The sequence below is a fragment of the Streptomyces sp. WG5 genome (assembly GCF_049974565.1).
Taxonomy (GTDB): Bacteria; Actinomycetota; Actinomycetes; order Streptomycetales; family Streptomycetaceae; genus Streptomyces.
Genome location: NZ_JBNGGC010000002.1, coordinates 119,540 through 139,239, shown reverse-complemented (window position 1 = coordinate 139,239; position 19,700 = coordinate 119,540). Strand labels below are relative to the sequence as shown.

Genomic DNA, 19,700 nt, shown 5'->3' with positions numbered 1-19,700 from the left:
ACGCTTGGTGAAGCCGCGCGGGCCGGCCTTCCCGGGCTGCCCCCGAGGCGGTCCGGCGGTCGGCTGAGCCGTCACAGTGCACGCTTCGCGACCCCGGGCCATGCGGGATCCGCGGCGGTGGGGTGAGGTGGAGCTCCCGGCCTCGGCCACGGCATCGGAACTCCACTGCCCGGATCCGGGCCTCGCCAGGCATCGACTGGCAGCGGCACGCCGACTCACGGAACCGGCGAGAACCTGGCGCCAAGGCTGCGGCGTAGGCCATCGGCGATGACGAACGTGGCCGTTTCGTGTGTCTTGACGGCCACAAGGCGCTGACGTTTGATCTGCCGCAACGTCCGTCGCGCTGAGAGGACCTCTTCATGGCCATCCCTCCCCTGTCCCAGCAGTTGTTCCTCGGCGGCGTCTTCCGTGACGGGGCCGGCAGCGACACCTGCGACGTGATCAGCCCTGCCACCGGCGAGCACGTCGGCACGGTTCCGCTGCCCGTGGCGGCCGACCTGGACGCGGCGGTCTCCGCCGCACACGCTGCCCAGGCCGAGTGGGCCAGGGTCAACGTCTGGGAGCGCGCGGCACTGTGCCGCCGGATCGCGGAGGAGGTCGACCGGCGCCGTGACGAACTCGCCCGGCTGCAGACCCTGGAGCAGGGCAAGCCGCTGGCGGAGTCGGTCGCCGACGTGACGGAGGCCGCCGAACTGTTCCGCCTGCACGCCGAGGACGCGGTCCGCCTGCACGGCGAGACGCTGCCCTCCCGCGACAACTCGAAGCGGATGTTCACTTTCCACCGTCCGGTGGGCACCTGGGCGGTCATCACGCCCTGGAACTTCCCGCTGCTGATGTTCACCGAGTTCGCCGCCCCCGGCCTGGCCACGGGCAACGCACTGGTGGTCAAGCCCCCGACGAACACACCACTGACCGTGCTCAAGGCCATGGAGGCCCTCACCGCCGCCGGGGTCCCCGAGGGCCTGGTGAGTGTCCTGCCCGGCGACGGCGCCTTCGGTGACGCCCTCGTCCGCCACCCGGGTATCCACGCCATCGGTTTCATCGGCTCCTCCGCCACCGGCGCGAAGATCCAGTCCGCGGCCGGGCTGAAGCGGTCGCTGATGGAGTGCTCCGGCAACGGCCCCTTGGTCGTCCTCGCCGACGCCGACGTCGAGGCCGCCGCCAAGGCCGCGGTCGACGGCGCCTACCCGTGTGCCGGACAGGTCTGCTGCGCCACCGAGCGCGTCGTCGTGCACAGCGACGTCCACGACGCGTTCGTCGAGGCCGTCCTGCGCGAGGCCGAGCGCGTCCACCTCGGCGACCCCCTCGACGACAAGACCGTCCTCGGCCCCCTCAACAACGAGGGCGTCGCGGCCAGGATGGACCGCCACATGGACGACGCCCGTGCCCGCGGCGCGCGGATCCTCACCGGCGGCCGGCGCCGAGAGGGCATGCCCACCGACCTCTACTACGAGTTCACGGTGGTCGACGGCGTCCCCGAGGACAGCCTGCTGTCCAAGGAGGAGTCCTTCGGCCCGGTCGTCCCGATCATCACCGGCCGCGACGAGGACGACCTGCTGCGCATCGCCAACGATGACGCCCTCGGTCTCCAGGGGGCCGTCTTCACCCGCAGCATGACCTCCGCGTTCCGCTTCATGGAGGAGATGGAGGTCGGCCAGGTCCTCGTCAACGAGTCCAACAACTGGTGGGACATCAACATGCCGTTCGGCGGCGCCGGCGCACGTGGCACCGGCTGGGGCCGCATCGGCGGCAAGTGGACCCTGATGGACATGACCGACACACGCACCGGGGTGATCAGCCTCTGACCCCGGCAGGCGTGCCCCGGGCCGGCCCGGCGTGCCCCGGTCGGCGTGCCGGGCCGGCCCCGCACCCCTCCACCTCGCTCACCCGAGCACGAGGACCACCTGACCCGCGCCCAGCAGCCCCTCGACCACCGTGCGCGCCTGAGCCGGGCCGCCCCCACGGCGTACTGGCTACCGTCCGGCAGCCCGCGGCCGAGCCCCGGCTCACCCAGGACACCAGCCGCGACCCGGCCGTCGGTGTCGTGCGTGCACGAGGAGACGCAGGGCCAGGCACCTGGTCCCCTCTCCGCCGGTGCCGTGCCTCCCACGCTTTCCGCCGGACAGCCGCGCCGGGGCACAGGCGGACCGCTGCGACCGCCGGTCAACGCGGCCGCCCACGGGCCGCCGCCGCAGGCGCACTCATGACGGGTATCGGCCGGTACCGTGCGCAGAGGGGATCGGAGACGGCGTCGAAACCTGACCGCAGGATCCGCTGTGCGCCTCCACGAGTGCCTGGAGCGCCTCCCTGGCCACCGCGTCGCTCTGGTGCAGGAACGGGTCGTTGGTCCGCGGCCGGGGGAAGTCACCCGGGCTGGTGACGAAGCGCCTCGGGTGCGGAGAGCCGTCGAGCCCCAGTGGGCGGGCACCCAGTGTGTCGATGAGACCCGTGGGCTGCCGCCGGCCGGTGGTGGGGTCGGTCTGCACTTGTTCCCTGATCGCGCGCTCGCCGATGAGGTGGAGGAGCAGGGGGTCGGCCACGCGCGTGAGAGCGCGTCCCGGCAAGCGGGCCTCGATCAGAGCCCGGGCCTGCACGACCCTGTCCAGACTGCTGGTACGCGCCTCGAACACGCCGCCTCGGCAGGTCACCTTCATGTTCGCGCCGACGAAGTCGACCACGCCCGCTCGGGCGAGTGCCAGCAGCTGCTCGAGGCGCGGTCCCGGCGGGCCGCTGGTACGGAATCGGCAGAAGTCGAAGAACGCCGTCATGCTGTGGCTTCCACTGCCGGGCTCGACCTCTCCCCGCTGGACCACGGCCCACAGTGCCTGCGAGATCGAGAAGATGGCGTGGTAGACGGCCAGATGAGCGCTGTACCGCGGGTTCCGCCCCCTCTCCAGGTCGTCGGCGAGGTAGTTCAGCATCCATGTGCGCAGGGCCGCGGCGTCGGAGAAGCGGCGGGTCGCCAGCGGTCTGTCCAGCCCGTCGACATCGATGTGGTCACGGCTGTCGGGCACGGCCTGCTCGATCAGGTCCTTGAACTCGGGGCTCTGCCACTGCGCCGCGTCCAGCCGGTCGAGGAACTCCCCGGCGTCGACTGTGAGGCGTCGGGGATGGGAGTGGGCCAACTCCCGGTACCCGGCCACGGTCAGCTCCCGTGCGAGGGCGGGCCACAGGTCGGAGGCGAAGTCCAGGGAGTGGTCGGCGAAGTCGGCGGGGGAGAAGTAGCGGGGTATACGGGGCGGCGGCCCCGGCAGGACGTACGCGAACTTCGAGCGGTACGGCACACCTCGGCGTGAGCCCACGTACAGCGTGGGCTCACGGCCCGACGGCAGGTAGCACAACTCGCCCGACGGCTCCCGCTGGAAGCGGCCGCCGCGTCCCTCGGTGAGGAGCACCATGATGTCGATGAAGGTGAGCCCGAATCCGCGCATCAGTACGGGCTCGCCCGCAGGGAACGCGTCCAGGGAGATGTCGGAGGTGTAAGCCGTCGGCTGGTAGGTGAGGTGATGGGCCGCCGCGTGCTGGGAGAGCCGGGGTTCCGGGCCCTGCGGTTTCACCTGGAAGTGGCCCTGCGCCAGGATCACCAGGTCCACGTCGACGATCCCGCCGTCGTCGAGGTGGATGCGCTGACGGCCGTCAGGCAGATCGCCCAGGGACACAGCGAGCGCCCGATGCGTCCGGACGCGGGCTCGGGGCGCCACGGCAGCGGCGGTCCGCCAGAAGGACCAGGCGAGGTAGTCACCCGTGAGCTGCCGTGTGGCGAACCAGCCGGCGTGGACGCGCGCGGCCTCCTCCCGCACCCCTGCGGCGGGCCGGTAGCCCGGGGGAAGGGGAAGTCGTCCCGTGGCGAGGTCCCGCGCCCACTGTTCCAGCGTGGGGCCTTCGACGGCAGGGCCCTGGCAGGTGACCGTGTCGTCGGTGAAGAGCGTGCACTCGTCGGCCCGGGTGTTCGACCAGAGCAGCCGGGACTGGTCGTGTCGCCATACCCGTCCGGCACCGGCTGGATACGGGTCGATGACGTGGATGTCCAGGCGTTCGTCAGGGGCGAGGAGATGCATGTTCGCGGCGATGCGCTCGAGTACGGATGTCCCGCGTGGTCCGCATCCGACGACCGCGATGCTCGGATTCTTCGCCCGGTGCGAGTCCGGGCCGCTTTCGTCGGCGCCGGTGGTGCGGCGGATGTCGTTCATCGGTCCTCCCTTCAGGCCACGAGCAGTTGATGGGAGGCCAGGTCGCGGTAGAGCGTGCTGGACTCGATGAGCTCGTCGTGGGTACCCGCGCCGACCACCCTTCCGCGGTCGACGACGACGATCTGGTCGGCGTCGACCACGGTGGCGAGTCGATGGGCGACGATCAGCAGCGTGTGGCCGGTGGGGACGGCGTCGATCGCCGCGCGGAACGCCTGCTCGTTCTTGGCGTCGAGATTGCTGGTCGGCTCGTCCAGCAGCAGGATCGGAGGAGCGGCGAGGAGCGTACGCGCTATGGCCAAGCGCTGGCGTTCACCGCCGGACAGCAGGACGCCGCCTTCGCCCACCTGCGCGTCCAGTCCGAGCGGAGACCGCTTCACGATCCCGTCGAGGTTGACGCTGCGCAGGACGGCTGTCAGGTCGTCGTCGGACACGCCCGGCGCGGACAGTGACAGGTTCTCCCGGAGGGTTCCGGCGAGGATCGGTGCCTCCTGCTCCACGTAGCCGAGCCGACTGCGCAGTTCGTCGCGCGACACCTCGCGAATGTCGGCCCCGTGCAGCCGTATCGCGCCGGACCGTACGTCGTAGAAGCGCTCGGCCAGCGCCAGCAGGGTCGACTTGCCGGCGCCCGACGGGCCGACCAGAGCCGTGCGGGTGCCCGCAGGGACGCTGAAGCTGATGTCCTCCACGACCGTCTCGCCCTTTCCGTAACCGAACGTCACACGGTCGAAGGCGAGCGCGGGGACGGATCCGACGCCGAAGAGCGGGGCAGCCCTTCCGTCTTCTCGCGACGGCTGAACGCCTACGACGTCCGCGTCCGTCTCGATCGGCACGCGCAGCACGTCCTCGATGCGTTGCAGCGCACCGAGACCGGTCTGCAACTGCGAGTAGGCGCCGATGAGCTGGCCTACCGGCATGATCAGGAAGAACAGGAACAGCACGAACGCCACCAGGTCACCGACCGAAAGCCCGCCGGAGGCGACCCTGGCACCTCCCACACCCAGGACCAGCAGGAACACTCCCTGCGTCGCGATGTGCGCCACGGGCAGTGTGAGCGCCTGCAGCCGGGCGAGCCGCAGCCCCATCCCGTAAGCACGGCGGGCGCTGTGTGCGATCGCCTCGGTCTCCCGCTGCTCCGCCCGCGCGGCGCGGATCGTCCGTACGCCGCCGATCGCGCGCTCCAGCCCGGACGTCATTTCCCCGAGCAGCATCTGGGCCTGCTCGGAGGCCGGGCGAGTACGGTGCGCGATCACCGCTGCTCCCGCGAAACCGGCGACGAGGCCCCCGGCGGTGACCGCGAACAGCAGAGGGTCGACCAGGAACGCGGCGACCGCCGCGCCAATGATCATCACCGTGCCGGTGAAGATCTCGAACAGCCCCGAGGTGACGACGGACCGCAGCATCGAGCTGTCCGCCCCGATGCGGGAGAGCAGATCCCCGGTACGGCGGCTGTCGTACTCGGCGACGGGGAGCCTCAGCACATGCCCCGCGAGCCGCTCTCGTATCCGCAGCACGACGCCCTCACCGACGCGCCGCAGCATGTAGTCCCGGAACCCGTTGATCACGGCCGCCCCCACCAGCAGCGAGACGAGCGCGACAGTGGACGCCATGGTCGACCGCGACGCGGAGATGGCGTCGATGACCGACCGCACCAGCACAGGCTGGAGGAGCGTCCCGCCGGCGGCGACGAGAGAGAGTACCGCCGCGAGGGACATGGCGAGCGCGTGCCCACGCATGTAGCGCACGAGGTCACGAGTCCTCACCCGTCCGGCCTGCTTCATCGTCGTCCTTCCGGAAGGAAGGGCATGGCGTTCCACCCGCTCTCTCGTACGTTCCACCGATGTCCCGGCCGGCCACGCCGAGGGCTCGGAGCCAGTGGGCCCGCCGCCCCCGACGCGGCCGAGTAGGGTCAGCAGCTCGTGCTGACCCAGCTGCACTTGCAGCAGACCGACGTCCAGCTGCTCGCGAGGACGTCCTGGTTGTTCGCCTCGGACTCCATTCCCTGAAGCCCCAGTACGAAGTTCGCCATGATGTTCACCTCCCTCCCTGCTCGGACTGCGGTGCTCTCGGCCGTGTGCGGCAAGGGCCGCGAAGCGCGGTCAGCGCTGCTCGGACGTGGTGATTCCGGCGCCGGCCGCGGTGGCCGAGGGGTCACGGTGGGGAGGCGTCCACGGCTCGGGGCCGAGGAACGGCAGCAGTTCGCTGGTTCTCCCCGTGAGTACGTTGATGAGCTGGAGCACGCCGGCCGATCCCGTACCCAGGTCTGTGGAGGCGCGGAGATTCTGCTCACCGGGGAAGACGAGGCCGAACTCGTCGCACAGGGCGTGAAGGTTGAGGGATGCCACGCCCTCGTCGACGCGCTTGTCCACATCCGGCCAGTCGAGCCGGTGCTTCACCTGGTGCAGCGCGCCGATCAGCCCGGCTCTCCCGTTGAACAGCCCCGCGCCGATGCTGAACTCGGTGACACAGGCGAGGCTCAGCTCCGGCAGGGCCTTCTCGATGCGTTCGTCGCTCACGTGATGCAGGATCAGGTCACCCACCATGGCCACACCCGCGCTGCCCGTCGCGAGATAGGGCAGCACCCGGGCCCCGTTCTTGACCTGGAGGGTGCCGTCCGGCATGGCGTCGCATTCGTCCAGGTCCCGGTGCAGGGCGGTAACGGCCGCTCGTCGCCAGCGTTGGTCGCCGGTGACCTCGTACACCCGGATCATGAAGAGGGCCAGTCCCGACCAGCCGTACAGCAGTCCGCCCCAGAAGTTCTCGACGGCGTTTCCGTTCCGGTCCCTGAGCAGCGAGTCGGCGGAGAGGGAGCCCGCCCCCACGGCGAACCTGCCGGAGTCGACGGCCTCCTCGACGACGGCCGCGGCGTGGACGGCGTGGTCGAGGAAGCGGGGCTCCGCCGAGCGACGATACAAGTCCAGGCTCATCAGTCCGATTCCGGACAGACCGTCGAACAACTTCGTCCCGAACAGCCCCGCGCTCTCCTCGGCCACCTTGTCGTAGATCGCGACCGCGGTGTCCGTACGGCCCATCCGGTGCAGGACCCGGCAGATTCCGGCCGCTCCGTCGTACAGCCCCAGCCGTGGGACACGGCTGGTGAAGATGTCGTGTTCCAGCCAGTCGACGTAGGGGTCGAGGTCGGTGCCTCCCGCGGTGTGCAGGGCGTCGATCACCCCGGCGGCACCGAAGGCGATTCCGCCGCCGCCGTGGAAGAACTGGTTGATGTCACCCGGGAAGAGCCGGTCCTGCCGGTCCGGTGTGGCCGTACGGCGGATCGACGCCTGGAGCGCCCTCTCCTGGAGGTGCCAGGGGCCGGCCGCCGTGGTGAAGGCCAGCTCCGGGTCGGCGGGGCGCAGGCCCGACTGGGCCGGGCCGGGAGCCGCCAGCGAACGGCGCAGCTCCGTCACCACGTCCTCGTCCAGCTCCAGGCGGTCCCGGGCCGCGTCGATGAACGTGGCCGCCTTGGCCGGGCAGAGCGCGAGGAGCGAGATCAGCGGAAAGTACAGGCACAGGCGGATGGCGTTGAGCGAGTAGCGATCGGCCTGCAATCCACGTAAGGAGTCGGGTGCGGCGAATCCGGGAACGCCGAGTGGCCGCGGACCGGCATCGCTTTGCCGTTGCACGGCTTCGAAATCGATCAACGAGATGTTGAGGTCCTCGTCAATCATGACGTTACCGGGGTGCAAGTCGTTGAACACGTACCCCCTCTCGTGGACGTTCCGTACCGCCTGCTCCAGCTGATCCATGATGACGTCCACCGATTCCCGGTATTCCTGGGTCTCGTTTCCGTCACCGGTTCCCGAAAGGAAGAGATAGTTCTGTGCGACCCAGCTCTGCAAGGACTGGCCGTAGACATGCTCCATGGCCATGAAATCGTGCCCGCCCAGAGTGTGGTAATCGAAGACCTGCGGGATTCCGGGAAGTCCCTGCAGATCGGACAGGACCGCGTACTCCGTCCGCAGCCGCGCAGTCGCGTCCTCACCGGTGCGGTCCAGCCCTGCATAGGGCCTGCCTTCCTTGAGGACAAGTTCCGTTCCGTCCCGGAGCCGGCGGGCTCGGTAGACGCCGCCGCCGTTGGAGAAGTGAAGAACTCCGAGTACGTCGTACGGAAATTCCGAGGGCTGCTCGCCGGACATTCGAGGATGAACCGTTTCCGCGAGGAAGTCCGGAACTTCGACCCATTCGGGGAGTATGAAGCGCGGCTCGCGGTGGTCGGCCACCAGCACTCCGTCGGGCCGTTCGATCGCAGCGACCTGGGTACCGTCGTCCACGTGGGCGAACCGGAGCATGAAGGCCCCGTACCGGACGTACAGCGGCCCCTCGTTCCAGCGCAGGTCGCTGAGAATGTACGGTCCCGGCCAGCCGCCGATTTCCAGATCAAGGTCTTCCAGCGTTGTGCGCAGCTCCGCGGGGCTCCGGGTGTAGACGGTGATGAACTTTCCGCTGGCTTCACGGGGAGCGTACTTCGCGCTTCTCGCCTGCATGACCAGGGAGTGCGGAAGGAACTTGAAGTGAAGGGTATGCTTGAAGCAGTGGTCGGCCACCTTCTTCAAGGTTTCGATGGCATTCTCCGGAGTGCTGGAAACATGTATCTTCCAGCCCTGCACGGGAAGTTTAGGGGTTCCGGCCGGAGGCTGGATGCGGGTCCACTGCTCTTCGACCGAGCGACGCCATCCGGGCGGCGTTTCAATGTGGCTTCCATAGTCCACCCGGCCCTCGTCCAGAGACACTCGTTCCGGGGTCTCGTAGAATCTTGGGTTGGCCACGCAGTAAGCCGGATAGCGGAGATCCATTGGATCACTCCCCGTTCCGTATCAGCAGATTCCGGACTGCCTCCATCGGTGACGTCAGTGAGTCTGCCAAGGCGTCGAGATGTAGTCCTTAGCAGAGCGGGACTTCTCCTTGACGGTATGCGCCAGGTACAGTCACCTGGTCTACGCCACCAATTCGGGGGAAGGTGTAAACCGCATGCAAGCCGAGCGATTGAGGATCGAGGAGCTTCCCGCATCCGAGCGGTTCGACCAGTGGGGCGACGAGATCGACTTGATGCCCTGGCCGTCCCACCTGGCCATCGACTCTCCCCAGCACCTCCATACGCTGGCCGACAGGCTCGACCTCGGTGCCCTCAGACTCTTCCGATTAGCCCAGCCGCCGGCGGCAGCGCTGGGCACGCCGTTCCACGGGGCAGCGGTCGACCCGGACCAGTACCACCTCGTGCTCCCGCTGCAAGGCGAACTGAAGCTGGGGAACTCGGCCCGGTCCAGGGTCTTCACACCCGGCGACATGTTCCTGGCCGACACCTCCTGCCCCCACGTGTTCCACGCCGGCGGCCCTCGCGCCCACCACCAGCATCCCGATGTCGTCGACTCGTCCCTGGTGGCGCTGCGGCTCCAGATCCCCAAGGAACTGGTCCCGCTGCCGACCGACCTGATGGACTCACTGTTGGTCACGCCCCTGCGGCAGCACAACGTGTTCGGCCTGACACTGTCGCGCTTGCTCGTCGATCTCCTACGCCACCCCGGCAGCTTCTCCGCCGCACAGGCGCACCGGCTCTCCGGCGTTCTGCTGGAACTCCTCGCCGGGGTGCTCGGTGCGCACACGCGAGAGGACGCCACGTCGGAGGAGGCCCACGGCAGCCTGTTCATCCGTGTCCAGGACTACATCCAGCGGCATCTGGAGGATCCTGAGCTGACTCCCGCGCAGATCGCCGCCGAACACCACATCTCGCGCCGTCACCTCCAACGCCTCTTCCAGCAGCGCGGCATCACGGTGGCCGCCTCGATACGGCAGCAGCGACTGGAACGCGCGTGTTACGACCTCACCGCTCCTCACCTGGCCACGCACCCCATCAGCGCTATCGCCGCCCGGTGGGGTTTCCGCCACGCGGCTGACTTCAGCCGCGCCTTCCGCAAGGCATACGGGATCCCGCCCTCGGACTTCCGGCTCGCGCGTACGAGGCAACGCTGCGGCTCGTGAGGAGCCGGCCCCCAGCCGTCCTCGTGTCTGTACCGGCACGGGAGCCCGGGTTTACGAACTTCCGCTCCGGATGCAGTACTGCCGTGCGGGCCGACGACACCGGTGAGGTCGCGTCGATGTCGCCGTAGCCGGTGATGGCGTGCAAGTGATCGGCTCGTCACCGCCGTTGTTGTCGTTCCGCGCTGCGACGCCCGCGTGGAGGCCGTCCGCGCCGACACCGCCAGCGCGGCGGGCGCCTACCCGTTCCTGCACGCCGCCCCCGTCCGTGGGCGCGTGCATCGGGGGGAACACGCTGACCACCGAGGCGTTCAACGCGCACCCGGCGGTGGGTGGAGGAGGGGCTGTGCACCTGCGACCACTCCGCCCGCCGGCCAGCGGGACCGAAGAAGCCCACGGAGCCGACCGGCTCAGGTTCCGTGGGCTTCTGCCGTTGCCGGTCGGCGCCGGGTGACCTTGGACGGCCCGGGGCGGCAGATGTCCGAGCCGTCGTGATGTCGGCGCCAGGGCGGTGCTCGCAGTCGGCCGGCCGCTCGGTAGAAACGGCAGATCTTCCGGACAGGCGGCCAGACCGCCTCTCCTCTCGCGGCCGTAGGCACACGGCGCAGTGCGCGCTCTTCGGTCGTCTTGCGCCTGTGCCTGCGTAGACCGGGCGCGAGCTCGTTCGCCGAGATCCGGCAGGTCGACGCCAACTCGCCTTCGTCCTCATGGATGCTCCAAACGACCGCAACGGGACCGGTTGGTCATCGGAGAGAGCCAGACGCAGCCTGCTGACCGCTCGCGAGAACCGACTGCGAGCCGTGACTGCAGCGAGAGCGTCCTCAGGAGTTCCTTTCGCCTGGGCTTTGGCCCGCCGGAGTTCTGCAGCGGCCAAGTACTTACGGCCTGACCCGCGATTGATGATGGCTGCCACGCCCGGCGGTCCGAAGGTTAGGGTCGTAGCGGCTGATTGTTCCTGAGGAGGGGGTCCGAGGTATGAGCGGGACAGTGACGGCGGTCAGCAGCAACGGCGAGTACTCGTTCACCAAGCCGAACCGCGACAGCATCACACTGCTCGCCGGGCTCGGTGTGGAGGGCGACGTACACGCCGGTGTGACGGTCAAGCACCGCTCGCGCGTCGCACAGGACCCCACCCAGCCGAACGTGCGGCAGGTCCACCTCATCCATGAGGAGCTCTTCGCCGAGGTCGGTGAAGAAGGGTTCCCGGTGGCGCCCGGCGAGCTCGGCGAGAACATCACCACCCGCGGCATCGATCTGCTCGGCCTGCCCGTCGGCACCCTGCTACGCATCGGCGACGAGGCAGTCCTCGAGGTGACCGGCCTGCGGAATCCCTGCCTCCAGATCGACAACTTCCAGGACGGGCTCCTGAAGCGGGTCGTCGGCCGTGACGAGGCCGGGAACATCGTACGCAAGGCCGGAATCATGAGCATCGTGAAGGAAGGCGGCACGGTGCGCCCGGGCGACACGATCAGGGCGGAGCTTCCCAGCGGGCCGCATCGGGCCCTGGAGCGGGTCTGACGTCCTCCTGGACGGACCGTGACATGACATCCGGCCGCGCGGGTTTCTCGTGGTCCTCAACGCTGCGGTGCAGTGGACCCCCCGCTGCCTGGACGCTGCCGTCGATCAGCTGCGTGGCCTGCCCGTCGACCAGCGCGGACACCGGGTCCTGGACGAGGACGTCGCCCGGCCACGGACCGGCGTCCTGAGGTCGCGCGTGGCCGGCAGCGCCGCAGGAAATCGGTGGACACGTCGTCCGGGAGAGCTCTAGGTTTGCACGAGTCCAAGATCGAGACGTCCGAGCGGGGTGCGTTTGATGACGGTTCGAGCAGCGGTGGCCGACTGCGGACGGCCGCCCGCCAGGAACGCCAGGACCTCATCGAATCTAAGGAATCCCTCCTGTGGATCTTCCACGTATTTGGACCATTCGCGAGAGCAGTCACCGCATCCACAACCCGTTCACCGCTGACAAGCTCGCCGCGCTGGGCCAGGCGCTCCATCTGGCACCGGGCACGCGGGCGCTCGACCTCGCCAGCGGTACGGGCGAGATGCTGTGCACCTGGGCACGTGACCACCGCGTCACGGGGACGGGGGTGGACATCAGCACGGTGTTCACCGAGAAGGCCCGGGTCCGCGCCGCTGAACTCGGAGTCGCCGACCAGGTCGACTTCGTCCACGGCAATGCCTCCGGCTACGTCGCGGACGAGCCGGTCGATCTCGCCGCGTGCCTCGGCGCCACCTGGATCGGCGACGGCGTGGCCGGCACCGTCGAGCTGCTGGGCCGCAGCCTCCGCCCGGGCGGCCTCATGCTGATCGGCGAGCCGTACTGGCGTCAGGCACCGCCGACTCAGGACGTCGTCGAAGGCTGTCACGCCGGCAGCAGAGCCGACTTCCGGATGCTGCCGGAGCTGATCGGGCACTTCGGCAACCTCGGGTACGACGTAGTGGAGATGGTGCTGGCCGACCAGGACAGCTGGGACCGGTACCAGGCGGCGCAGTGGCTCAACCTCCGCCGCTGGCTCGACCGGAACCCCGATGACGAGCTGGCCGCCGAGGTGCGGACCGAACTCGCCACCGGGCCCGCCCGCTACGTGCAGTACAGCCGTGAGTACCTCGGCTGGGGCGTCTTCGCGCTGATGAGCCGCTGACACTCCGGGCAGCGCGGGTCCGGGCAGCATGCTGCCCGGACCCGCGCGTTTCAGGACGTGCCCCATCTCGCCGACTGTCGACGTCCTCGGCGAGGATGCGGTGGACGGTGGCGACCGAAGGGCGCTTGCCCTGGTTCCTGCCCGAGGTGATGACGAGCTTCTGGGCGATCTGCGGCACCGGCAGGCCGTTGGCCCGAAGGCCGCCGGCGTAGGCGGCCATGTCGTCGTCGACGACCTCGGGGCGCCCGCCATGCCGGCCGCGCCCGCGTACGGACGCCTGGCCGTGGAGGAAGTTCTCCCGGATGTACTCGCGTTCGGACTCGGCCGTGCCGACTCGGCCGCGCCGCTGCCGTGCCGCCGAAGGTGGTGGACTCCCACCCGGTCGGCAGGGTGTGAGGGGACGGGCGGGCCATGGCTCGATCCGCTCAGGGAATCGAGCCCCCATCAGACCCGGAGCGGTTCGGTTGTGATCTGCTCTCCGCCGCGGTGGTGCCGGCGATCCAGCCCCAGGTGAGGGCGGAGCCGATGGTTGCGCCCGGGGAGACGATGCCGGGGCCGATCACGGCGGCCATGGCGTTTCCCGCCGCGTGCAGGCCCGGTACGGGCGTGCCGTTCCAGCGCAGGACCCGGGCACGCGAGTCGGTGAGAGGACCGCCTTTGGTGCCGACCGAGCCGGCCAGGACCGGCACGGCGCACAGCGGCGGTTCGACGACCGTGCCGAGATTCGGGTGGGGCGCGGCAGGATCCCCGCCTTCGCGGTCGTAGACCGTGGCACCTCTGCCGTAGTCGGGGTCGAGGCCCTGCGCGGCGAACGTGTTGAAACGCCGCAGCGTCGAGGCGAGTGTCGCGGCGTCGATGCCTGCGCGTTCGGCGAGTTCGGCCGGGGTAGCCGCCTGGACGGCGTGCGGGGGCAGCGGCTGTCCGGGGCGGGCGCCGGCGAAGGGGTAGCGGGCGCGGTACTGGGCGTCGGCAATGGCCCAGGCAGGCACGTTGCGGGGTTGTCCGGTGTTGGGGTCGGTCTCGGCGAAGGCGAGCGCGGCATTGTGGCTGGACTCGTTGACGAAGCGACGGCCGGCGGAGTTGACCCAGATGACGTGCGGAAGCATGCGCTCGGCGATCACCAGTTCCGGCCGGGGCGTGCCGTCCGGCCAGGCGGCACCGGGGTGTTGGATGACCGGCCATGACCAGCACTCACCCGTGTGGGCGAGTGCCGCGCCCGCCTCGGCCGCCAGCCTCAGGGCGTCGCCGCGGCCGACGGGAGGCGTGACGGGGTGGGCGTACGAACCGTCCAGCAGGTTCTCGCGCAGGCTGGGGTCGTGTTCGAAGCCGCCGCAGGCCAGCACCACGGCCCGTGCCGGGAAGGCGCGCCGGCCCCCCACCCGGACTCCTGTGACCGTCACGCTGCCGGGCTCACCGGTCGTGGTGAGAGCGGTGACCCGGTGCCGGTTGAGCAGGCGGACGCGGGCGGAACGGCAGGCATGGAGCAAACCGGCCACCAGTCCCTGGCCCAAGGTCGCCCGTCCGGCCGCTGTGCGCTCCTCGATCAGGTCGGCAGGGAGTGACCCACCGGTCACCAGGTGGAGCTGGGTGATCTCCTCGTTGGTGAAGACCGGTGAGAAGAAGGGGGGTGGCCAGAAGAGGTCCGTCGGATCGCCCAGGTCACCCAGACTGACCGGGGCGACTTCGATGTTGCGGCCGCGCGGTCGCCAGCCGGGCGCTTCGGTGAAGGTGTCGGCCAGCGTGGTAGGCGTGAAGCGGATCGGTGAGTGCTCCTCCACGAACCGGACCATCCGGGGTGCGGCGTACACGAACGCGGTGGCGAGACTCCGGTCGCGCCCTCGAGTGCGGTCGCACACGTAGGCCAGGGCCTCCTCGGGGTCGTCGGCGACCCCCACCTCGCGCATGTGGTGGTTGCCCGGCGCCCACACCTGGCCCGCCGAGACAGCGGTGGCGCCGCCCCACCGGTCGCTGCCCTCCAGCACCACCACCGACGCGCCCGCCACCGCGGCGGTCAGCGCCGCACACAGCCCGGCCGCGCCGGAGCCCACGATCGCGACGTCATATGTATCGGCTCGACTCACTTCGCCTTCCCCTGCCGGGCCAGTCAGATCAGCGTCAGCGCCAACGCGCCGATGTAGACGAGCTGGTGAACGGTGCGCATGACGATGGGGTCCCCTTGACGCGTGCCGCGCCTTGCGGCGGAGACGTTGGCCGGGTACTGGACGATGAGGAGCAGGATCAGGCAGGCCGCCGCCCACAGCGCCGTGGCCGGGATCAGCAGGCCGACCGCCCCGACGATCTGCAGAACGCCGGTGAGCGTCACCAGCAGATCGGGCCGTGGCAGAACCGGTGGCACCATGTCGACGACTTCCGCCCGCAGGCGGTGGTGGAAGTGCGCGAAGCCGGTGAACAGGAACATCACCGCCAGCCCGACCCGCAGCGAGGGCAGCCAGGCGTCGAGCACGTCCACTCCCGCCACACCGACCAGCCGCGCCAGACCGAAGCCGACGAGCAGAGCGATCAGGGGTTCCAACCAGACCTCCGGGCATGCGGGCGACTCTGCGCTCGGTCCTCACGACCGGCCTGCTCCCCAGTGAAACAACCGCGCCCGGAGGAACCCTCCCCGCCACGCGCCCATGTCACCCGGCAAAGCAACGGTCCCCCCGATGGACGACGACCGACGCATGTGTCAGGACGACGACCGACGCATGTGTCAGACGGCCGACGACGAGGACCGACGGCCCGGAAGAGGTATCCCCGAGGTGAGCCCAGAAGCCGCCATCAGTTGATCTCGGGCGGGAAGGCACCCGCGGGGCGTGGCTCCTACGATGCTGCTCGTGACACGCTTCGAGGATCTCCAGCGTTCCCTCTGGGACACCAGCAGTGAGTACGCAGTGCAGCCGGCCCTGACCGACCAGGCGGTTGCGGAGGCCCAGCGGCTGCTGAACGTCGCGCTCCCCAGTTCCCTGCTCGACCTGCTGCGCCACCAGAACGGGGGCCAGGTCGTGGCCGGCCGCAATGCCTTCCCCACGAGCCGTCCGACCTCTTGGAGCGCCGACCACGTCCCGTTCGACAGCGTGATGGGCATCGGCCGTCGCGAGGGAACGATGTCCCTGCTCGACAGCCCGTACCTGGTCGAGGAATGGGGGCTGCCCGCCGCGGTGGTGGTTCTGGTCTCGGGTGACGGACCGTGCTGGATCGGGCTTGATTACCGGGCCTGCGGACGACACGGGGAACCGTCCGTCACCTGGTTCGAGGCGGACCTCGGCACAGAGCTGGTCCTCGCCCCGGACTTCCGCTCGTTCATCGCAGGCCTCACCGCTGCCCGTGACTTCGAGTGACAGCCGGGGCAGGAGACACCCTGAGCACGCTCCCGCACACGAGACCGTGCCTCGCCCCCGCGTCGTCCCTGCCACTGACCAGTCACGGCGGGCGGGGCGAACGTTGTCCGAAACGGCTCTCGGTTCCGGTGCCGGGGTCGGTCCCCCGCATGGCGACCCAGGTTCTGGGTCAGGGCAGCGCGTTTCCCCTACGTATCGGGTGAGCACACAAGCCGCGGCGGCGGTCGCCGTCCGCGCGGACCCGTTGGTCCTGGCCGAGCTCTCCGTGCTGCCGGCCACTCGGGACGCTGCTCCACGGCCGCAGGCCTTGTGCCAGCGGCGGCAGGTCGCGCCGTTGGACCGTGCTCGCTGAAAACTGCTGGCCCGTCAGACTGTGGCGTTACTGTGGAAGTTGCCCTCGTCGCCGGTCCATGGCCATGCCGTGGCGAGGCGTGGATCTTCACACCTGGGAGGCTGAGCGGACGTGAGGGCACCTTCTCGGCAGGAACCGGGAGAGCCCATGCCGCCGTGGGGGCGAAAGCTGACGGTTCCGTGCCCCCGCTGCACTGTGGCGACGCACCGTCATCGCACCATGGACTTCGACGGTGTGAACATCTACCGGCTCCAGGCCGGTCCCGGCCCGGTCCGCGTCCTCGAGGGCGGGGAACCCGAGGTGGAGCAGGCGTGGATCGCTCTGGTGCCCGGTGACTACCCGGCCAGGCTCTTCGCCGACACCGAGGTCTACCATCTCGTTGGTGGCATCGCGTGGCCCGGTCCACATCACCGTGACTACGGCAGTGCGAAAGTCGCGCACGACGCCTGCTGTCCCGGCCTGCACCGCAGCCGGCCCGACACCAGCCGAGGTGCCGGTGAACTGTGGCGGGCCATGCGGCTACGCCTGACCCGCAGCGTCTGAAGAGCCCGAGCACGCATGGAGAGACCGAGCCGGTGCGCTGACCCGGCCGCTCTCGGAGGAGGCATCCGTGAATCACGCCCAACTCGTTGCACTGGGCCGGTCCCTGCGCGTCGCGGGGGAGCACGGGCAACGCCTCGACAACGCAGACACCGTCCCCCACGTGGAAGAGATCCGGCAGGACCTCGAGCGGTCGCTGGCCCTGCTGAACGATGTCATCAGCACGCCCAAGCCCACCACACGCTGTCCTGAGCACCCCACGGGCCCTGTCGACCCGGACGCCTTCGACGGGTGCCTGCTGTGTGAGACCCGTCGGCGGGCCGGCCTGCGCACTCCCAGGCCACGCTCAGCCGACAGCCCTGCACCTGCGTCCGGGGACGAGGCGGCGCCCCTGAGGGTGCAGAGCAAGTACGGCATCCGTTCCGATCAGCCCGAGCCGAGGAAACGCTGGATCCCGGAGATGTGGAACGGGCAGGCCTGGCAGATGTGCGGGACACCCCGCCAGAGCGAGCAGGAAGCCCGCCACTACCTCGAAGAACTGCGCCGCAGCCCGGACGCGGCCTCCGCCTACCGCCTGGTGTACGCCTACACCGACCACCAGGTGCTCCGCGTCTGGGGGCAGCCGCTCACCTCTCCGCCTCCGTCGGCCGGCCTGTGACATCCGCCGATTCCCGGGTGCCCGAGGGCGCGTTGGCCCGGATCGCCCTGGCCCACGTCGTGGAAGACCCGCGCTGCCGCACCGGGCTCGACGAGCTCGCCCAGGTGGGCGGGGTCGGCGGTGCCCACGGCGGCGGAGTCGACCCGCGGGAGGTGGTAGGCGGCCCGGAAGGCCGTCTGCATGCGGAGAACCGGCGGCTGTCGCCCCGTGGGAAGACGTGCGGGTCGAGCCCGGTCCACCCCGATGACTGACTCAGTCTGCGCGGGGATCGAGGGACTGTGCGATGCGCGCGGCGATCCCGCCGAGTTGTCCGGCCTGTTCCTCGGTGAGCCGGCCGAAGACGTGTTCGCGCAGGGTCGCGTAGTAGCCGGGCGCCGCCTGCTCGTACTTCAGTGACCCCGCCTCCGTCAGCGATGCGATCGTGACGCGGGCGTCCGAGGGGTCCTGCTCGCGCACGAGCCAGCCCTGTCTCTCCAGCCGGGACGCGATACGGGACAGGTGTGACGGGGTGACCCGGGACAGCTCGGCGAGTGAACTCATGGTGTGCGTGTGGCCCCGGTGCTGCGTCAGGCACCACAGGATCAGGAATTCGTGATGGCTCAGTCCCTGCTGCTTGAGCCGTCCGTCCAGCGCTGCCGGAAGCCAGAGGAGCACCGACAGCAGCGCCTCCCACGTCTCCGCCTCGGCCGGGACAAGCTCGTGATTCGCTTCCACACGCGCGATCGTAGCGCGAAAGCACTTTCCATGGTAAGTGACTATCAGGTACTTGCCGCGGAAAGTTTTGCGCTCTAAGTTACTTTCCGAAGCAAGCGAATGCCGATCAAGGAGTAATGATGCGTGCTGCCCGCTACCACGACTACGGCCCCGCCGACGTACTCGTCATCGAGGACGTCCCGGAGCCGCACGCCGGTCCCGATGAGATCCGTATCCAGGTCACCGCGGCCAGCGTCAATCCCGTCGACTGGAAGCTGCGTTCGGGGGAAGTCCGCGCCCACTTCCCGGTCGAGTTCCCGGCGATCCCCGGTCGCGACGCCGCCGGTGTGGTGGACGAGGTCGGCGAAGGCGTCACCGGCGTCACCGTCGGTGACCGGGTCTTCGGCCTCGGCGGCATATTCGGAGCGACCGCCCAGTACGCCACACTGACCGCCTGGGCCCCGGTGCCGCAACCGTGGACGCTGGAACAGGCCGCCGGGGCCGGGCTGGCCGTCGCCACCGCGGGCCGGGGGCTCGACGCGCTCGGCGACCTGTCCGGCCGCACGCTGCTGATCGAAGGAGCCGCCGGCGGTGTGGGCAGCGCCGCCGTCGCCATGGCGGTGGCCCGCGGCGCCACCGTCATCGGCACGTCGAGCACGGGCAAGCACGCCTATCTGCGCACGCTGGGGGCCCTGCCCACCACCTACGGCGAAGGGCTGGCCGATCGAGTCCGCGAACTCGCCCCCGCGGGAGTGGACGCCGTACTCGACGTGGCCGCCTCCGGCTCGCTCCCCGACCTCGTCGCCATCGCCGGCGACGCGGACCGCGTCGTGACGGTCGCCGACGCGGCACGCGCGGGCCAACTCGGAGCACGGCACCTCTACGCGGAGAACGACGCCACGGTGCTCGCGGAGGGTGCGGCACTGGGCAGCCGGGGCAGGTTCACGCCCCACCTCGCCGCGACCTACTCGCTGGACGAGATCGCCGAAGCGCACCGGGAGGCCGAACGCGGCCACACCCAGGGGAAGATCGTCATCACCCTGTAGCGGCCCCGGCCACAGCCCGGACCTGGGAAGGCGGACGGGCGGGCTGGCGGGTGGGGGCGTGTCGGGCGGTCCGGAGGCAAGGAGAGAATGAGGCCATGGTGACGTGTAGGAAGTGCGGCGCGCAGAAACGCCGTTGGCCTCGTTCCTGTTCCCGGTGCCCTTCTCGGTCGGACCGTGGGGATGCGGCCGCGGACGCTGCCGAACTGGCCGTGGAGACAGGGCTGCTCGGGTGGATCGGGCGAGGAGTCATGAGCGTTGTGCGGCT

The 19,700-nt window shown here is 69.9% G+C and carries 14 protein-coding genes; 8 read left to right on the top strand and 6 right to left on the bottom strand.

All coding sequences use genetic code 11. The features are described 5' to 3' along the window. Positions 1–359 precede the first annotated feature (359 nt). Complete coding sequence (locus tag ACP4IX_RS02535) at positions 360–1,805, top strand: aldehyde dehydrogenase family protein (protein WP_426554641.1); 1,446 nt, start codon at positions 360–362, stop codon at positions 1,803–1,805. Positions 1,806–2,201: 396 nt separating this feature from the next. On the opposite strand, the gene ACP4IX_RS02530 is transcribed toward ACP4IX_RS02535, so the two are convergent. The 3 genes from ACP4IX_RS02530 to lanKC form a co-directional block, all read right to left on the bottom strand. Further along, a complete protein-coding gene (locus ACP4IX_RS02530; protein WP_426554640.1) occupies positions 2,202–4,190 on the bottom strand; it encodes an FAD/NAD(P)-binding protein in 1,989 nt (662 codons plus the stop codon). An 11-nt stretch (positions 4,191–4,201) separates the two neighbouring features. Continuing rightward, a complete protein-coding gene (locus tag ACP4IX_RS02525) occupies positions 4,202–5,923 on the bottom strand; it encodes an ABC transporter ATP-binding protein (RefSeq protein WP_426554759.1) in 1,722 nt (573 codons plus the stop codon). Positions 5,924–6,286: 363 nt separating this feature from the next. Further along, positions 6,287–8,980 (bottom strand): class III lanthionine synthetase LanKC, encoded by a 2,694-nt coding sequence (gene lanKC / locus ACP4IX_RS02520; protein WP_426554639.1) that lies wholly within the window; start codon positions 8,978–8,980, stop codon positions 6,287–6,289. A gap of 175 nt (positions 8,981–9,155) precedes the next feature. On the opposite strand from lanKC, the gene ACP4IX_RS02515 reads away from it, so the two are divergent. From ACP4IX_RS02515 to ACP4IX_RS02505, 3 genes are all read left to right on the top strand, one after another. Beyond that, positions 9,156–10,163 carry a helix-turn-helix domain-containing protein gene (locus ACP4IX_RS02515; RefSeq protein ID WP_426525890.1) on the top strand — a complete coding sequence of 336 codons (1,008 nt, stop codon included), beginning with the start codon at positions 9,156–9,158 and terminating at the stop codon, positions 10,161–10,163. Between the two features lie 972 nt (positions 10,164–11,135). After that, on the top strand, positions 11,136–11,678 hold the full coding sequence (locus tag ACP4IX_RS02510) for an MOSC domain-containing protein (protein ID WP_426554638.1): 543 nt from the start codon (positions 11,136–11,138) through the stop codon (positions 11,676–11,678). Positions 11,679–12,058: 380 nt separating this feature from the next. Beyond that, positions 12,059–12,805 (top strand): SAM-dependent methyltransferase, encoded by a 747-nt coding sequence (locus tag ACP4IX_RS02505; RefSeq protein WP_426554637.1) that lies wholly within the window; start codon positions 12,059–12,061, stop codon positions 12,803–12,805. A 425-nt stretch (positions 12,806–13,230) separates the two neighbouring features. On the opposite strand, the gene ACP4IX_RS02500 is transcribed toward ACP4IX_RS02505, so the two are convergent. Together ACP4IX_RS02500 and ACP4IX_RS02495 are read right to left on the bottom strand one after the other, a co-directional pair. Further along, a complete protein-coding gene (locus ACP4IX_RS02500; protein WP_426554636.1) occupies positions 13,231–14,886 on the bottom strand; it encodes an FAD-dependent oxidoreductase in 1,656 nt (551 codons plus the stop codon). Positions 14,887–14,909: 23 nt separating this feature from the next. Beyond that, positions 14,910–15,338, bottom strand: a complete 429-nt coding sequence (locus ACP4IX_RS02495) for a DoxX family protein (protein WP_426554635.1) — start codon at positions 15,336–15,338, stop codon at positions 14,910–14,912. A gap of 304 nt (positions 15,339–15,642) precedes the next feature. Here ACP4IX_RS02495 and ACP4IX_RS02490 point away from each other — a divergent pair, with 304 nt between their 5' ends. The 3 genes from ACP4IX_RS02490 to ACP4IX_RS02480 all read left to right on the top strand — a co-directional run bounded on the left by ACP4IX_RS02490 (position 15,643) and on the right by ACP4IX_RS02480 (position 17,696). Continuing rightward, positions 15,643–16,146: an SMI1/KNR4 family protein gene (locus ACP4IX_RS02490; protein WP_426525904.1), complete on the top strand. Its 504-nt coding sequence runs from the start codon at positions 15,643–15,645 to the stop codon at positions 16,144–16,146. A 571-nt stretch (positions 16,147–16,717) separates the two neighbouring features. Then, positions 16,718–17,041 (top strand): DUF6083 domain-containing protein, encoded by a 324-nt coding sequence (locus ACP4IX_RS02485; RefSeq protein WP_426554634.1) that lies wholly within the window; start codon positions 16,718–16,720, stop codon positions 17,039–17,041. Between the two features lie 67 nt (positions 17,042–17,108). Further along, positions 17,109–17,696: a hypothetical protein gene (locus ACP4IX_RS02480; RefSeq protein ID WP_426554633.1), complete on the top strand. Its 588-nt coding sequence runs from the start codon at positions 17,109–17,111 to the stop codon at positions 17,694–17,696. A gap of 252 nt (positions 17,697–17,948) precedes the next feature. On the opposite strand, the gene ACP4IX_RS02475 is transcribed toward ACP4IX_RS02480, so the two are convergent. Further along, positions 17,949–18,410, bottom strand: coding sequence for a MarR family winged helix-turn-helix transcriptional regulator (locus tag ACP4IX_RS02475; protein WP_426554632.1), 462 nt, complete (start codon positions 18,408–18,410; stop codon positions 17,949–17,951). Positions 18,411–18,529: 119 nt separating this feature from the next. Between ACP4IX_RS02475 and ACP4IX_RS02470 the strand changes: the two genes are divergently transcribed. Beyond that, positions 18,530–19,435, top strand: a complete 906-nt coding sequence (locus ACP4IX_RS02470) for an NADP-dependent oxidoreductase (RefSeq protein ID WP_426554758.1) — start codon at positions 18,530–18,532, stop codon at positions 19,433–19,435. Positions 19,436–19,700: the final 265 nt, after the last annotated feature.

Coding starts and splice junctions, on each gene's coding strand:
- ACP4IX_RS02470 (WP_426554758.1), top strand. CDS start 18,530: ATGCGTGCTGCCCGCTACCACGACTACGGCCCCGCCGACGTACTCGTC.
- ACP4IX_RS02535 (WP_426554641.1), top strand. CDS start 360: ATGGCCATCCCTCCCCTGTCCCAGCAGTTGTTCCTCGGCGGCGTCTTC.
- ACP4IX_RS02485 (WP_426554634.1), top strand. CDS start 16,718: ATGGACTTCGACGGTGTGAACATCTACCGGCTCCAGGCCGGTCCCGGC.
- ACP4IX_RS02530 (WP_426554640.1), bottom strand. CDS start 4,190: ATGAACGACATCCGCCGCACCACCGGCGCCGACGAAAGCGGCCCGGAC.
- lanKC (WP_426554639.1), bottom strand. CDS start 8,980: ATGGATCTCCGCTATCCGGCTTACTGCGTGGCCAACCCAAGATTCTAC.
- ACP4IX_RS02515 (WP_426525890.1), top strand. CDS start 9,156: ATGCAAGCCGAGCGATTGAGGATCGAGGAGCTTCCCGCATCCGAGCGG.
- ACP4IX_RS02525 (WP_426554759.1), bottom strand. CDS start 5,923: ATGCGTGGGCACGCGCTCGCCATGTCCCTCGCGGCGGTACTCTCTCTC.
- ACP4IX_RS02510 (WP_426554638.1), top strand. CDS start 11,136: ATGAGCGGGACAGTGACGGCGGTCAGCAGCAACGGCGAGTACTCGTTC.